11 protein-coding genes are annotated in these 15,648 nt (G+C 73.7%); 9 read left to right on the plus strand and 2 right to left on the minus strand.

What is annotated here, in order from left to right; genetic code table 11:
• Positions 1 to 38: 38 nt before the first annotated feature.
• A complete protein-coding gene (locus FHR36_RS04910) occupies positions 39 to 1,352 on the minus strand; it encodes an alpha/beta fold hydrolase (protein ID WP_253794033.1) in 1,314 nt (437 codons plus the stop codon).
• A 1,002-nt stretch (positions 1,353 to 2,354) separates the two neighbouring features.
• On the opposite strand from FHR36_RS04910, the gene FHR36_RS04915 reads away from it, so the two are divergent.
• The 7 genes from FHR36_RS04915 (at position 2,355) to FHR36_RS04945 (ending at position 12,007) form a co-directional block, all read left to right on the plus strand.
• Positions 2,355 to 4,436 carry a glycogen debranching N-terminal domain-containing protein gene (locus FHR36_RS04915; protein ID WP_253794035.1) on the plus strand — a complete coding sequence of 694 codons (2,082 nt, stop codon included), beginning with the start codon at positions 2,355 to 2,357 and terminating at the stop codon, positions 4,434 to 4,436.
• A gap of 164 nt (positions 4,437 to 4,600) precedes the next feature.
• Complete coding sequence (locus FHR36_RS04920; RefSeq protein ID WP_253794037.1) at positions 4,601 to 5,344, plus strand: NUDIX hydrolase; 744 nt, start codon at positions 4,601 to 4,603, stop codon at positions 5,342 to 5,344.
• 232 nt (positions 5,345 to 5,576) lie between these two features.
• Entirely contained in the window at positions 5,577 to 6,893 is a 1,317-nt protein-coding gene (locus FHR36_RS04925) for an ATP-binding cassette domain-containing protein (protein ID WP_253794039.1), read from the plus strand.
• Positions 6,894 to 7,086: 193 nt separating this feature from the next.
• Positions 7,087 to 7,905, plus strand: coding sequence for a hypothetical protein (locus FHR36_RS04930; RefSeq protein WP_253794041.1), 819 nt, complete (start codon positions 7,087 to 7,089; stop codon positions 7,903 to 7,905).
• Between the two features lie 208 nt (positions 7,906 to 8,113).
• Positions 8,114 to 8,986: a FadR/GntR family transcriptional regulator gene (locus FHR36_RS04935; RefSeq protein ID WP_253794043.1), complete on the plus strand. Its 873-nt coding sequence runs from the start codon at positions 8,114 to 8,116 to the stop codon at positions 8,984 to 8,986.
• A 368-nt stretch (positions 8,987 to 9,354) separates the two neighbouring features.
• Entirely contained in the window at positions 9,355 to 10,968 is a 1,614-nt protein-coding gene (locus tag FHR36_RS04940; RefSeq protein ID WP_253794045.1) for an RNA polymerase sigma factor, read from the plus strand.
• Between the two features lie 184 nt (positions 10,969 to 11,152).
• Positions 11,153 to 12,007 (plus strand): S1 family peptidase, encoded by an 855-nt coding sequence (locus FHR36_RS04945; RefSeq protein WP_253794047.1) that lies wholly within the window; start codon positions 11,153 to 11,155, stop codon positions 12,005 to 12,007.
• A 173-nt stretch (positions 12,008 to 12,180) separates the two neighbouring features.
• On the opposite strand, the gene FHR36_RS04950 is transcribed toward FHR36_RS04945, so the two are convergent.
• Positions 12,181 to 12,411 (minus strand): DUF7455 domain-containing protein, encoded by a 231-nt coding sequence (locus tag FHR36_RS04950; protein ID WP_253794050.1) that lies wholly within the window; start codon positions 12,409 to 12,411, stop codon positions 12,181 to 12,183.
• 513 nt (positions 12,412 to 12,924) lie between these two features.
• Here FHR36_RS04950 and FHR36_RS04955 point away from each other — a divergent pair.
• Together FHR36_RS04955 and FHR36_RS04960 are read left to right on the plus strand one after the other, a co-directional pair.
• A complete protein-coding gene (locus FHR36_RS04955; RefSeq protein WP_380230817.1) occupies positions 12,925 to 15,003 on the plus strand; it encodes a DNA gyrase/topoisomerase IV subunit B in 2,079 nt (692 codons plus the stop codon).
• A 151-nt stretch (positions 15,004 to 15,154) separates the two neighbouring features.
• Positions 15,155 to 15,634, plus strand: coding sequence for a CcdC protein domain-containing protein (locus FHR36_RS04960; protein WP_253794052.1), 480 nt, complete (start codon positions 15,155 to 15,157; stop codon positions 15,632 to 15,634).
• Positions 15,635 to 15,648 lie beyond the last annotated feature (14 nt).

Consider the following 15,648-nt stretch of genomic DNA (forward strand, 5'->3'; position numbering starts at 1 on the left):
GGAGGGCGGCCGATCCGCCCGCTCTCCCCCGCGCGCGGCTAGACCTCGCCGCGCGCCATCCGCATCAGGCGGTCGAGCACGGTGCCGCCGCTCACCCGCAGACCGTCGTGCTCCCACTCGTTGGTCACCCACGCGCGCACGTTGCCGACCGCGTCCGCGGTCTCCAGCGAGTGGGCGGTGTCGACGTACATGTCGTCGTGGTAGACCGCCGCGAACACCGGGACGGTGTTGGCCTCGAGCCGCTCCGGGTCGTACAGGTCGGCCCAGTCCGTGCGCTCCGCGAGCAACTGCGCGGTCTCGCGCAGCGGGCGCAGCGCGGGGTCGGTCTCGAACATCCAGGGGTAGATCATCTCGCCGGTCAGCAGCACCGGCCGGTCCGCGCGCAGCGCCTGCTCCGCGTCGAACTCCGGGAACTCCTTGCGGACGCGCTCCGCCGACCACTCCGTGCCGCCCGCGTCCACAGAACGCTGGCCGTAGATGGACTCGTGCAGCACGGCGTACAGCGGTTCCTGGGCGAAGGAGAGCTGGGCCTTGGCGCCGGCGAGGAAGGTGTCCGACAACTCGGGGCCCCCGGCGCCCTCCACCCACGCCTCCTCCAGGAGGTGGTGCAGGCTGTGCGAACCGGTGCCGCTGCCCAGCATCAGCCCGAGCGCCTGGAAGGCCTGCACGGTCAGCACACCGCCGTCCGGCAACGCGGCCGGGCGCTCGGCCAGGTGCGCGGCGATCCCCCGCACGACGGCCACATCCTGCGGGTAGCGCGCGTAGTGCGCGGCGTTCTTGCGGGCGACCCGCGGATAGGCCGCCCGGTACACCTCGTCCGCCGACCGGCGAAGGCCCGCCAGGCCGCCGGTGACGAACGCCTCGCGCAGGCCCTCGGGCGCCAGCGACAGGTACGTCAGCGTGCAGAAGCCGCCGAAGCTCTGCCCGAGCAGGCTCCACCGGCCGCCCTCGCCCAGCAGGTGACGGCGGATCAGCTCGGCGTCCCGGACGATCGAGTCCGCGCGGAAGCCGGCCAGGTAGTCGGCCTGCTCCTGCGGGCCGCCGCGGCGGCCCAGCGTCTGGCGGGTGGCCGGGGTGGAGCGGCCGGTGCCGCGCTGGTCGAGCAGCAACACCCGGTAGTCGTCCAGCGCGCGGGTCAGCCAGCCGTCCCGCCCGAGCGGCCGGTTGGCCTTCCCGCCGGGGCCGCCCTGGAGATAGAGCAGCCACGGGAGGTCGTCGCCCTCACGGCCGGCGGCCACCACCTCACGCGCGTAGACCTCGATCAGTTCGCCGTCCGGAGCCCGGTGGTCGAGCGGGACCCGGAAGACGTGGTCGGTGGTCACGATTCCGGGCAGGCGGCTGACGGTGGACATGCGACTCCTTGGTGCGGGCTGGTCACAGGCGTGTCGGGACGGGTCCCGCCGGGGTCTCCGGTGCGGGCGCCGATGCCCCCGCACCGTATCCTGACGGCGGACAGGAGCCGCTGCGGGGCGGCCGCCACACACGGCACCCCGGGGGCGGCGACACGACCCACCCCGCACCGGCGGTGCTCGCACAGCACCGCCGAGCCGGGCCCGGCCGGACACCACACCGGTTCCGAGACCCGGCGGGCGGCCGTGACCTGGCACAGGTGCGCCGCGTTCAACCTGCGGGACACCGCCCTCCACGGGCGGTCCCGGCGGCGGGTCGACGGCCGGGCCGGCGCAGCGCAGCGCCGTACGGCCGGTGCCCCGGAACGGGCGGCACGCCCGCGCGGGCGGTACCGCACCCCGCAGCGCGGGGAGCCGGCCGGGCCAGTCCACGTCGGACCCGCACGGTCCGGCGGAGGAGCAGCACAGATCGCGATCGAGCACACTGGCGGCCGACCGAGGACGCAGCAGCCGTCGGCCGATCAAGGGGAGGAGTACCCGGTGACCGCGTCAAGGCCACCACAGGCCGCACCAGATTCGGTGTACCCCACCGCGGCGCCGCCTCCGACCCCGCCGGGCCCCCCGGGCCCCGCCGTCCCGCCCCGCCCCGTCGCACCGCCCGTGGGTGCGGCCGACCTCCCGCGTCCGACGGGCGCGCCCGGTGCCGCCGGGGGCCCGCCGGCCGGTACGCAGTTTGCAGGTGCGCCCTTCGCCGGTGCGCCGTTTGCCGGCGGTTCGTTGGCCGGTGCGTCGCTTGCCGGCGGTCCGTCCGTCGCTGGTCCGCCGATCGGCAGTCCGTCCACCGGTAGTGCGTCCCTCGGCAGTCCGTCCCCTGGCGGGCCGTCAGCCGGTGGTCCGGCGCTCGGCGGAGCCGCGGTCGGCGGGCCGAGGCCGCCCGTCGGCGCGCCTCCACGTCCGCAGCCGGCCGTCTCGCACGACGCTGTGATGTGCGTGAACGCTCCCGGCATGGCGCTCTCCGCCCCCGACGGTCAGCTCCGCGGGCAGGGACTGCACGGCTTCTTCCGGGCCGGCGTCCGGACCGTGGCCAGGATGGAGGTCCGCCTCGGCGGGATCGAACCGATGCCGCTCCAGGGCACGCTGACCACCTCTGCCTCCGCCCGCTTCCTCGGCTCCGTCCGGATCCCCGGAGATCCCGATCCGGACCCGGCGCTGACCGTGGAGCGCCTGCGCCACGCCGACGGCGCGGAGACCATAACGGTGCGCAACACCGGTGCCCGCCCCGCCCGGCTCCCGCTGGAGATCGCACTCGGTACCGACCTCGGCCTGCTCACCGAGGTCGCGGCCGGCCGCCGGCTCGCCGACCTGCCCGGCCAGGTGCAGTCCTCCGGTCTCCGCTGGTCCGGCCACGGGCGGGCCGCGGCGGTCTCCGCCCGCCCCTCGCCGCACGCCGTCCTGGCCGGCGCGGGCGTGCTGCGCTGGGACTTGGAGGTGCAGCCCGGCGCCCGCTGGTCCGTCGAGCTGCGGGCCGAGCTGGAGACCGCCCCGTCCAGCGGCCGCCCGCCGACCGGTCGCGGCGCGGGCGTACCGCTGCCCTGGGCCGAACCTGAGATCCGCTGCGACGACTCGCGGGCCGAGCGGTTGGTCACCCGCTCGCTGGACGCTCTCGGCGCCCTGCTGAGCGCCGATTCCGATCGTCCCACCGACCTGTACACCGCCTCCGGGGCGCCGTGGCGCTTCGGTCTGACCGCCGCCGACGCGCTCTGGGCGGCCCGGTTCACCCTGCCCCTCGGCACCCGCCTGGCCGCCGGCACGCTCCGCGCGCTGGCCCGCCGCCAGCAGGGCACCGCCGGTTCCGGCGCCCCGGGCGCGCCCACGGGATCGGCGGGCTCCGGTGGCGCTGCCGGGCCGGGCGCGACCGCCGCCGCTGGAACCTCCGGCGCGACAGGCGCAACAGGGGCGGCCGGGTCCGCGGAGTCCGCGCAGGCGTCGGACGGTCTCATCCCCGGCCCGCTGCGCCACGGCGGCCCCGAGCTGCCGCCCACCTGCACCGCCACCGAGGCGACCCTGCTGTTCGTCACGGTGTTGGCGGAGGCGTGGCGCTGGGGTCTGCCCCGCGCCGAGGTCGCCGAGCTGCTGCCCGCCGCCGAGCGGGCGCTGGCGGCCCTGCGTGCCTCCCTCGCCGACGGGACGGACGGCCCGGAGGGGTTCGTGGTCGACTTCGGGAGGTCGGCCGAGGAACGGACGGCACGACCGGTCCCGGCCCGGTGCGAGGTGCAGGCGCAGGCCCACCGTGCCGCGCTGCACGGCGCCGACCTGCTGGAGGCCTTCGGTCGCCCCGGCGCGGCGGAGTGGCGCGCCTGGGCCGCCCGGCTGCGGGAGAGATTCCGTGACCGGTTCTGGGTCGACGACCTGTCCGGCGGCCGCCCGGCCGCCGCGCTGCTGCCCGACGGCCGCCCGCTCCCGGCACTCGCCTCCACCGTGGTCCACCTCTTCGACCTCGGGCTGGCGGCCGACGGCGAGGCGTACGAGGGACTGCTCGACCGTGAGCAGACCCGCGTCCTCGCCCAGCGCCTGGCCACCCCCGAACTCGACTGCGGCTGGGGCCTGCGGACGCTGACCGCCAAGTCGCCCAGGTTCAACCCGCTCGGCCACCGCAGCGGTGCCGTCCGGGTGCACGAGACGGTGCTTGCCGTGACCGGGCTGGCCGAGGCCGGCTTCGAACGGGAGGCCGGGGCGCTGCTGGAGGGCCTGCTGGACGCTGCTGCGCACTTCGACAGCCGCCTGCCCGAGATGTACGCGGGCGAGCAGAAGGTGGCCGACTGTCCGCCGGTGCCGCACCCGGCGGCGTGCCGTCCGGCGGCGGTCGCGTCCGCGGCGGCGGTCCACCTCGTCCTGGCGCTCGCCGGGGTCCGCCCCGACGTGCCCGCGAACCGGGTGACCGTCCGCCCGGCCAGCACGGCGCCGCTCGGCGAGCTCCAGCTCACCGGACTCCGGGTGGCGGGCGAGACCTTCTCGATCCGGGTCAGTCGCATCGGCGTCGCGGTGGTGGAGGAGGCGGCGGCGTCCCTGCAGCTGGGGGCGCGATAGCGAGGCGCCGCGGGAGCGGGAGCGGGTGCGCGGAGGCGGGCGCGGTGGCGGGCACGGTGGCGGGGCATGGAGGCCGACCGGGCCGGCCTCGGCGACCCGGCTCCCGGGGGCGGGCCGGTCGACGGTCTGTGTTTATCGTCAGAGAGACGACTATGATCGTCGCCATGTCGCGTTATGACCCGTCGGCCTTCCCCCCGTTCGCCGTCACCGTGGACCTGGTGGTGCTGACGGTGCGGGAGCACGCGCTGTGCGCGCTGCTGGTGAAGCGCGGTGAGGCGCCGTTCCAGGGGTACTGGGCCCTGCCCGGCGGATTCGTCCGCCCGGACGAGGGCCTGGCCGAGGCGGCCTCCCGCGAACTCGCCGAGGAGACCGGCCTGCGCGCCCACTCGACGCCGGGCCAGGCCACGGCCGGTGCGCACCTCGAACAGCTCGCGACGTACGGCCACCCGCAGCGCGACCCGCGGATGCGTGTGGTCAGCGTCGCGTACCTGGTGCTGGCGCCCGACCTGCCCACCCCGCGGCCGGGCGGCGACGCCAGCAGCGCCCGCTGGGCGCCGGTCGGGGAACTGCTCGGCAAGACGCCGTCCGACGGCGTGCCGCTCGCCTTCGACCACGGCCAGATCCTGGCCGACGGCGTGGAGCGGGCCCGCTCGAAGATCGAGTACTCCTCGCTGGCGACCGCCTTCTGTCCGCCCGAGTTCACCGTCGGTGAGCTGCGCCGGGTTTACGAGGCGGTCTGGGGCGTGGTTCTCGACCCGCGCAACTTCCACCGGAAGGTGACCGGTACCCCCGGCTTCCTGCTGCCCTCCGGCGGGACGACGACCCGTCAGGGTGGCCGCCCGGCCCAGCTCTTCACGGCGGGCGGGGCGACCGTCCTCAACCCGCCGATGCTCCGCCCGGAGTCCTGAGCCCCGCCGCCCGCTCTACCGCAGCGGCCCGCTCCGGGCGTCCGAGGCCCGTCGGGGGCAGTCAGGGGCCCGCCCGAGGCCCGTCGGCGGCCGGGGCTGTCGCCTGATCGGGTGAGGTGGGCGGGCGCACCGCTGCCGAGGGATCCGGAATGCCCGGAATCTCCGTTCCCGCGTCCTAGCCTGCTGGCTCAGGCACTGCGGGGACGGCGCCCGGACATGGGAGCAGGCAGCGATGATCCAGATCACCGGACTGACCAAGGTCTACCGGCGCGGGCGTCCGCCGGCACTGCTGGACCTGGGATTCGACGCCCGCCCGGGAGCCGTGACGGTGCTGCTCGGGGACGAGGGCGCGGGCAAGACCACCGCGCTGCGGCTGATGGTCGAACTCGAACGCGGCCTCGGCATCACGCTCTTCGACGGCCGCACGTACCGGCGGCTCCGCCGTCCCGAGCGCGAGCTCGGCGTGCTGCTCCCGAGCAGCCGTCCCACCGCCGGCCACCCCGGGCAGCGGGCCCGCAGCCACCTGCGGATGCTGGCGGGCGCGGTCGGTGTGCCCGCCCGGCGGGCCGACGAACTGCTGGAGCAGACCCGGCTCGCAGCGGTCGCCGACCACCGGCTGCGGTCCTTCTCGCCGGGCATGCACCGCCGGATGGCGCTGGCCGCCGCCCTGCTCGGCGATCCGAAGGCCCTGCTGCTGGACGACCCGACCGAGGGGCTGTCACCGCGCAACGAGGAGTGGTTCCACTCCTTCCTGCGCTCCTTCGCGGTGGCCGGTGGAACGCTCGTGGTCACCACCCGCAGCCCGCAGGAGGCGGCCGCGTTCGGGGACCGGGTGGTCACCCTCGATCGCGGTCGGATGCTCGCGGACCAGCCGGTCGCTGAGTTCCGGCGCACCCGGCTGCACCCGGAGGTGGCGGTCCGCGGTCCGCAGATGGCGCGGCTGGCCGATCTGCTCGTCGGCCACGGCGCCCAGGTCCGGCGGGACGGCGGCGCCGGGCTCGCGGTGAGCGGCATCGGCCGCACCGAGATCGGCGAACTCGCCTACCGGCACGGGATCCTGCTGCACGAGCTGGCGGACCGCGTGGTGGAGCAGCCCGCTCCGCGCGTGGTGCTGCCGACCGGGTCCGGCCGTTCGGGGCAGGTGAGGGTCCGGTCGCGGCACCGCGATGCCGAGCCCGTCCCGGCGGCCCGGCCGCAGTCGCCTCCGGCCGCGGTGCCGGGCGAACCGTCGTCCGGCGGACCGCTGTTCGAGGAGCCGCTGCCCCGGGTGTCCCGGTCGCGGCGTCCGTCGCAGGAGTCGCTCGTCCCGGTGGTGGAACGGTCCGGTGCCGGGCTCCCGGGGCGGGAGTCCGGAGCGGCCGACGCGCCGACGGCCGTCATCCCGTCGGTGGCCGCGGCGGAAACCGAGGCCGAGCGGACGGTCGTCCTCGGCCCGCCGGTCGCGGCAGGGCCGGACCTCCGTCCCATGCGCCGGTCCGTACCCCCGCTGTTCCGGGACGAGCAGCACCATCGCACCGAGCCCGAGCCCGAGCCCGAGCCCGAGCCCTAGCCCTAGCCCTAGCCCTAGCCCTAGCCCTAGCCCTAGCCCTAGCCCCGGCTCTAGCCCCGGCCGGAGACCGGCCGGTAGCCCTCCCCGACGGCGGCGACCACCCGTCCCGCTGCCCCGCCCGCCCACCGGCCCTTCCGCCCACCCCACCCCGCCCGCGCGGCTCACGCGCGGACCGACCCGAAGCGAGTGACCCGTGCGCGTACTGGCCTACGAGCTGCGCCGTCTGCGCGGCCTGCGTTCGACCTGGCTGATCCTCGCCGCCGTGCTGCTCTGCGACGCCGCCGTGGCGGCGGTGCTGGCGCGGCAGGTGCCGGACGGCGCGCTGGCGGTGCCGACGGCCGTCCGGTCCGTGGCGGCGGCGGTGCCGCTGTTGCCGCTGCCGATCGCGGCGCTCGGTGCCGGTGCGCTCGGGGCGCTGTCGTACGGGCACGAGGTGCGGCACCCGGGGCTGGCGGCGTCGAGGGTGGCGTTCGGGCGGCGGGTCGGGCTGCTGGTGGGCAAGTCGGTGGTGATCGGGGCGGTCTCGGCGGCGCTGGCGGTGGTGACGCTGCTGCTGGACGCGGTGGCGGTGCGGCTCGCGCTGCCGTCCTCGGTCGATCCTGCGCCCGCCTTCCGGCCGGACGTCTTCGGGTCGGATCCGGCGGGTCTGCTGGCGGCGGGGGCGCCGGGGCGTCCGCTGCTGGCGTTCGCCCTGCTGGTGGTGGTGGGCGGTTGGGCCGGTCTGCTGACCACCTCGCTGGTGCGCAGCGCCGCGGCCGGGCTGCTGGTGCTGTGCGCGCTGCCCGTGCTGCTGGAGCCGGCGGTCGGGATGATCCTGCGTCAGGCAGGCCGGTACTGGCCGGCGTGGGTGCGCGAGCTGCTGCCGTTCCAGTATGGGCTGGACTGGGTGCGGGGCGAGCCGGGCGCAGCGGCCGTCGGACCGGATCCGGTGCTGTTCGCGGCGCTCGCCGCCCCGGTGCTGGTGCTCCTGGTGGCGGCCGTGCTGGCGCAGGTGCGACGCCGCGCCCTCTGACCGACCCGGCCCGGGCCCACCAGCAGCCTCGCCGAGCCCCAACCCACACCCCGCCGACCCCGCACCGAACACACGGCGGACCCGTTATGACGCTTATGGCCACTTCTTCCTGATAAGAAGTCAATTATCCGGTCACGGCCGATCACCCTTTCGTGTGCTTTTCAGGAGAATCCTCAAGGCGGCTCCGCCGATCGCCGACAAAGGACCTGTGAGTACCCTTGCGCACCCCACCATGACCGCGGCCCGCCAGACCGAGTCGATCTCCGTCGGCGAGCTGGACCGTTTCCCCTACGCCGATCGGCCCACCCCGCCGGCCCCCCGCTGGGAGGGCGCGGAGTCCGAGCTCGCCCGGGTCGGCCGCAAGACCACCAGCAGCCGCGGCCGCGGCCTGCACGGCCAGCTGGTGCAGCAGCTCGGCCAGATGATCGTCTCCGGCGACCTGGGCGCCGACCGGCCGCTGGTGCCCGAGGAGATCGGCCAGCGCTTCGAGGTGTCCCGCACCGTCGTCCGCGAGTCGCTGCGGGTGCTGGAGGCCAAGGGCCTGGTGTCCGCGCGGCCGAACGTGGGCACCCGGGTCCGTCCGGTCGGCGACTGGAACCTGCTGGACCCCGACATCATCGAGTGGCGCGCCTTCGGCCCGCAGCGCGACGAGCAGCGCCGCGAGCTGTTCGAGCTGCGCTGGGCGATCGAGCCGCTGGCCGCCCGGCTGGCCGCCGGCCACGGCCGGGAGGACGTCCAGGCCCGCCTGGTCGAGCTGACCGAGATCATGGGCCACGCCGGCGCCCAGGGCGACCTGGTCAGCTACGGCCGGGCCGACGCGGAGCTGCACGGCCTGGTCCTGCAGATGGCGGGGAACCGGATGCTGGAGCACCTCTCCGGGATCGTCTCGTGCGCTCTCCAGGTCTCCGGGGGCACCGGCACCACCTGCGAGCGGCCCTCGGACTCCGCGGTGAGCCTGCACGCCCGGCTGGTCGACGCGCTCGGCACCGGGGACGGCACGGCGGCGGAGGCCGCGGTACGGGCGCTGCTCACCGTCCACCCGGACGTGGAGCACGCCGTGCCCGCCCCCCGCGAGCACTGAGCCGGCCGGGTCGGCCGAGCGGAACGGACGGGACTCCGGCCGGCCGGGCACGGATCGCGCGATCGGCGCGGACCGCGCGGCGGGCGTGGCCGGAGGGCCGTCGACGGCCCCGGACGTAGGCTGCTCGGGGCAGGTGGGAGCGGCTTCGCGGTGGTGTGACCGGCGCCACGACGGGCATGCGTAACACTTGAGGGGCGGCAGCGATGTGTACGGAGCGGAAGCAGCTCCGGAATACCACCACATGTCACAATGCTGTGTTGGTCTGCGGCGCTGCTGCCGTCCTGCAGACCCACGCCCCGTCCACCCACCCGAGTCCTCGGGCGGTCGGGTCCGGGTTCGTGTCCACTCATTCGTCCGAGAGGTAGTTCGTGTCGGCCAGCACATCCCGTTCGCTTCCCCCCGAGATCGCCGAGTCCGCGGCTCTGCTGGCGCTCATCGAGCGGGGCAAGGCCCAGGGGCAGATCGCCGGTGACGACGTGCGCCAGGCGTTCGAGGCGGACCAGATCCCGGTCACCAAGTGGAAGAACGTCATGCGCAGCCTCAATCAGGTGCTGATTGAGGAAGGCGTCGACCTGATGGTCAGCGCTGCTGAGCCGGCAGGCTCCAAGCGCAAGAGCGTTGCCGCCAAGAGCACCACCAAGCGCACCGCGACCAAGGCGGTCACCCGCACCCCGGCTGCTCCGACCAAGCCCCCGGTGCGGATCGCCCCGGCCGCGACCCCGGCTCCGGCCGCCGTCGCCGCCGCGGTGTCCACCTCCGAGGTGACCGTGGTCGAGACGATCGAGGTGGCCGAGGTGAAGCCCGTCGCCAAGAAGGTTGCTGCCGCGCCCGCGAAGAAGGTCGCCGCCAAGAAGACCACCGCCGCGCCGGCCAAGAAGGCCGCCGCCAAGAAGACCGCCGCCGGCAAGGGCAAGGGCGACGAGGAGCTGCTCGGCGAGGAGGAGCTGCTCGAGGAGACCGCCCTGCCCGGCGACAAGCCCGAGGGTGAGCCGGAAGAGGAGTCGGACCAGGGCTTCGTGCTCTCGGACGACGACGAGGACGACGCGCCCGCCCAGCAGGTCGCCGTCGCCGGTGCCACCGCCGACCCGGTCAAGGACTACCTGAAGCAGATCGGCAAGGTTCCGCTGCTCAACGCCGAGCAGGAGGTCGAGCTCGCCAAGCGCATCGAGGCCGGCCTGTTCGCCGAGGACAAGCTGAGCCAGGCCGACAAGCTCGCCCCCAAGCTCAAGCGCGAGCTGGAGATCATCGCCGAGGACGGTCGCCGCGCCAAGAACCACCTGCTGGAGGCCAACCTCCGCCTGGTGGTCTCGCTGGCCAAGCGCTACACCGGCCGCGGCATGCTGTTCCTGGACCTGATCCAGGAGGGCAACCTGGGCCTGATCCGTGCGGTCGAGAAGTTCGACTACACCAAGGGCTACAAGTTCTCGACCTACGCGACCTGGTGGATCCGCCAGGCGATCACCCGCGCGATGGCCGACCAGGCCCGCACCATCCGCATCCCGGTGCACATGGTCGAGGTCATCAACAAGCTGGCCCGCGTCCAGCGCCAGATGCTCCAGGACCTGGGTCGCGAGCCCACCCCGGAGGAGCTGGCCAAGGAACTCGACATGACCCCGGAGAAGGTCATCGAGGTCCAGAAGTACGGTCGCGAGCCGATTTCGCTGCACACCCCGCTGGGTGAGGACGGCGACAGCGAGTTCGGTGACCTGATCGAGGACTCCGAGGCGGTCGTCCCGGCCGACGCGGTCTCCTTCACCCTGCTCCAGGAGCAGCTGCACTCGGTGCTCGACACCCTGTCCGAGCGCGAGGCGGGCGTGGTCTCGATGCGCTTCGGTCTGACCGACGGTCAGCCGAAGACGCTGGACGAGATCGGCAAGGTCTACGGCGTGACGCGTGAGCGCATCCGCCAGATCGAGTCGAAGACCATGTCCAAGCTGCGTCACCCGTCGCGCTCCCAGGTGCTGCGCGACTACCTGGACTGATCGGCAACACGGTGTGCGAGAGGGCCCCGCGGCTTCGGCCGCGGGGCCCTCTCGCACATCGCTGCGCCGTTTCGCGGGCGGGTCGTCGCTCGTCCGGGTGGATCAAGGCCCGGCGCCCGTACGGTGAGTGATCGCTCGACTACGCTGAGCCGGTTGCTCCTCGTCGATCACCCTGGAGATCCCGGTGCCGCCCATCCTGGACACGCTGTCGGCCCGTCTCGGCCGCCGGGCTGTCGCCCTCGTCGCGCTGGCCGCCCTGCCCTCGCCGCTGCTCGTGCTCGGCGCCGCGGAGCCGGCCGGTGCGCAGCGCCGGATCGTCGGCGGCTCGGCCGCCTCGACCAAGGACCACCCGTGGATGGTGGCACTCTCCAGCCGGCAGCAGTTCGGCACCGCCCGCTCCGGCCAGTTCTGCGGCGCGGCGCTGGTGAGCGAGACCAAGGTGGTGACGGCGGCGCACTGCTTCTACGACGAGTCGACCGGCCGCCCGACCGACCGACCGGGCCTGCGGGTGGTGATCGGCCGGGACGATCTGCGCGGCAGCGCCGGCCGGGAGGTGGCGGTCCGCGACATCTGGATCGATCCGGGTTACCGCTTCGCCGCCAACACCCGTGATGTGGCGGTCCTCACGCTGGCCGAGGCGCAGACCGGCCGCTCGGTGATCGAGCTGGTGGGTGCGGGGGAGACCGAGCCGTACCAGGCCGGGACGGCGGCCGAGGTCCTCGGTTGGGGCGACACCCGCGGCAACGGCAGCTACTCGCCGACGCTGCGCGAGGTGCAGGTGCCGATCGTCTCGGACGCGGTCTGTGGTCACGCGTATCCGCAGGGTGGTGAATCCGCCTACGACGCCGCGACGATGGTGTGCGCCGGTGCGGAGCAGGGCGGCAAGGATGCCTGCCAGGGCGACAGCGGCGGCCCGTTGGTGGTGGCCGGACGGCTGGCGGGCCTGGTCTCCTGGGGCACCGGCTGCGCGGAGGCGGCCCATCCGGGGGTCTACACCCGGATCGCGGCGGTCTCCGACGCGGTGCATTCCGTGCTCTGACGGACACTCCGGGTGATGCCCGCGCTGCCCTGAGTGCGGCGCCGGTACGTGGAGCGAGCTGACGGACACTCACCGTGAGGTGCCGGAAAGCCGAAACCGGGCGGCGGACCCGAAAGTCCACCGCCCGGTCCGGTCGACCGTGGCCGGTTCAGCTCGGCGGGCCGACGGAAGCGTCAGCGCTCGTCTTCGCCGGCCGTGGCCGGCGTCGCCGTGAGGCGGCCGCTCTCGTCGTGTATCTCGGTGGCGATCTTCTTGAGCTCCGGCTCGAACTTCCGCCCGTGGTGGGCGCAGAAGAGCAGCTCTCCTCCGCTGGCGAGGACGACGCGCAGGTAGGCCTGGGCGCCGCAACGGTCGCAGCGGTCAGCCGCGGTGAGCGGGCTCGCAGGGGTCAGAACAGTAGTCACGTCGCCTCTTCTCTAGCTCGACGAGCTGTGTACCAGGATCAACATCCAACCAGGTCGAATTCGTTCCCGCTCGTGGCTTTTCTCTTGGAGGATTCTGCTTCGGTTCGAAGTGTGTTGTCGATGAGGACGTGCCCCGGTGCCCGGTGGTTCATGCGTACCGGATCGGTGGGGCGGGCCCGTACCTCGAACGCCCGAACGGATTTTGTGGTCGGGGTCCGCGTAGCATAATCCTCCGCCGGGTTGGAGCATAGCCTCGTCCCGGTGCCCGGTAGCCTGCATCACAGCAGCTCGGCCGCCTGTTCCGACCGCCGCCTTCCGCCGGAAGCCGTGGTGTCAGCAGGAGATGGCACGCTTGGGCCCGCGTGGCCGGTGACGGTCTTGTTCGCGCAGCGCGTACAAGCCGCACAGGCCCTGGAGGACGGCGTCTCAGTTGCTGAGAGCATGCGGGGAGTCCGTCAACGTCGTGGAGGAGTGCAGAGCGTGAGTGGAGAATCGACCGTCCCGTCCTCTCTGATGGCAGGGGAGGACGGTTCCAACTACACCGCGCGGCACCTGCTCGTCCTCGAGGGCCTGGAGGCGGTCCGCAAGCGCCCCGGTATGTACATCGGCTCGACCGACAGCCGCGGTCTGATGCACTGCCTCTGGGAGATCATCGACAACTCGGTCGACGAGGCCCTCGGCGGCTTCTGCGACAAGATCGAGGTGCTGCTGCACGAGGACGGCTCGGTCGAGGTCCGTGACAACGGCCGCGGCATCCCGGTCGACGTGGAGCCGAAGACCGGCCTGTCCGGCGTCGAGGTCGTGATGACCAAGCTGCACGCCGGCGGCAAGTTCGGCGGCGGCTCGTACGCGGCCTCCGGCGGCCTGCACGGCGTCGGCGCCTCCGTGGTGAACGCCCTCTCCGCCCGGCTGGACGTCGAGGTCGACCGCAGCGGGCACACCCACGCCATCAGCTTCCGCCGCGGCACCCCCGGCTTCTTCACCGAGCTCTCCCCGGACGCGCCGTTCGAGGCCGCCAGCGGCCTCACCAAGAAGGGCAAGGCCCCGCGCGGGAAGACCGGCACCCGGATCCGCTACTGGGCCGACCGGCAGATCTTCCTCAAGGACGCCAAGCTGTCGCTGGAGTCCCTGCACAGCCGCGCCCGGCAGACCGCCTTCCTGGTGCCCGGCCTGACCATCGTCGTCCGTGACGAGCGCCTGACCGAGAGCGACAAGGTCCGCACCGACACCTTCCGCTTCGACGGCGGCATCGGCGAGTTCTGCGAGTTCCTCGCCCCCGACAAGCCGGTCTGCGACGTGCTGCGGCTGCGCGGCGAGGGCACCTTCAAGGAGACCGTGCCCGTCCTCGACGAACTCGGCCACATGACCCCCACCGAGGTCACCCGGCACCTCGGCGTCGACATCGCCATGCGCTGGGGCGCCGGCTACGACACCACCCTGCGCTCGTTCGTCAACATCATCGCCACCCCCAAGGGCGGCACCCACGTCACCGGCTTCGAGCGCTCGCTCGCCAAGACCGTCAACGAGGTGCTGCGCTCGGCCAAGATGCTGCGCGTCGCCGAGGACGACATCACCAAGGACGACGCCACCGAGGGCCTCACCGCCGTGGTCACCGTCCGGCTCGCCGAGCCGCAGTTCGAGGGCCAGACCAAGGAGGTCCTGGGCACCTCCGCCGCCAACCGGATCGTCGCCGCGGTGGTCGCCAAGGAGCTCAAGCAGTTCCTCGCCTCCACCAAGAAGGACGAGAAGGTCCAGGCCCGCGCCGTCCTCGACAAGGTGGTCGCCGCCGCCCGCACCCGGGTCGCCGCCCGCCAGCACAAGGAGGCCCAGCGTCGGAAGACCGCGCTGGAGACCAGCTCGCTGCCGGCCAAGCTCGCCGACTGCCGCAGCGACGACGTCGACCGCAGCGAACTCTTCATCGTCGAGGGAGACTCCGCGCTCGGCACCGCCAAGCTCGCCCGCAACTCCGAGTTCCAGGCGCTGCTGCCGATCCGCGGCAAGATCCTCAACGTTCAGAAGGCCTCGGTGAGCGACATGCTCAAGAACGCCGAGTGCGCCTCGATCATCCAGGTCATAGGAGCCGGCTCGGGCCGCAGCTTCGACATCGACCAGGCCCGCTACGGCAAGGTCATCTTCATGGCCGACGCCGACGTCGACGGCTCCCACATCCGCTGCCTGCTGCTCACCCTCTTCCAGCGCTACATGCGCCCGATGGTCGAGCAGGGCCGCGTCTTCGCCGCCGTCCCCCCGCTGCACCGGATCGAACTCACCAACCCCAAGCGCGGCCAGGAGAAGTACCACTACACCTACTCCGACGCCGAACTGCGCCGCACCCTGCTGGAGTTCCAGGGCAAGGGACTGCGCTGGAAGGACCCGATCCAGCGGTACAAGGGCCTCGGCGAGATGGACGCCGACCAGCTGGCCGAGACCACCGTGGACCCGCGCCACCGCATCCTGCGCCGGATCAACCTCGGCGACCTGGAGGCGGCCGAGAAGACCTTCGACCTGCTGATGGGCAACGACGTGGCCCCGCGCCGCGAGTTCATCGTCGACTCGGCGGCCACCCTGGACCGCGCCCGCATCGACGTCTGACGAAGGCGCCCGCGAAGGGGCTCTCCACCCACGGGTGGAGAGCCCCTTCGGCATCAGGATCAACCCCGGCTCCGAGGCCCGGCGGCCCGGCGGTCCGTAGCGTCGGTGGGGTCAGCAGCACCGAGCACAACCCCCTTCCGGGAGACCCGTGATGACCGCCCTCGCCAACGTCCTGATCGCCCTCGTGGTCGTCGCCCTCGTGGTGAGCCGCCAGCTCAAGGCCCGCCGGCTCGACACCGAGCGCCGGTTCTGGCTGCTCCCGGTGATCCTCGCCGCGGTCGCCCTGCGCGACCCGACCCTGATCGACCACGCCCACCGCACCACCGCCGTCGTGCTCCTCGGCGGCTCGCTGGTGACCACCGTCGCCATGGGCTGCGTCTGGGGCTGGACGGTCCGCCTCTGGCGCGACGAGGCGGGCGCCCTGTGGTCCAGGGGCACCCGAGCCACCCTGTTCGCCTGGCTCGGCGTGATCGCCGTCCGGATCGGCTGGTACGGCGCCGGCGCCGCCCTCCACGTCCACCAGAGCAGCGACGCGCTGCTGCTCTCCCTCGCCGGGCTGCTGCTCGTCCGGGGCCTCGTGGTGAACTGGCGGGCACAGAACGTCGAGCGCCCGCACACGCTGGCCGCCTGAGAGAGGACCCGACG

It is taken from the genome of Kitasatospora cinereorecta (genome assembly GCF_024172095.1).
GTDB lineage: Bacteria > Actinomycetota > Actinomycetes > Streptomycetales > Streptomycetaceae > Kitasatospora > Kitasatospora cinereorecta.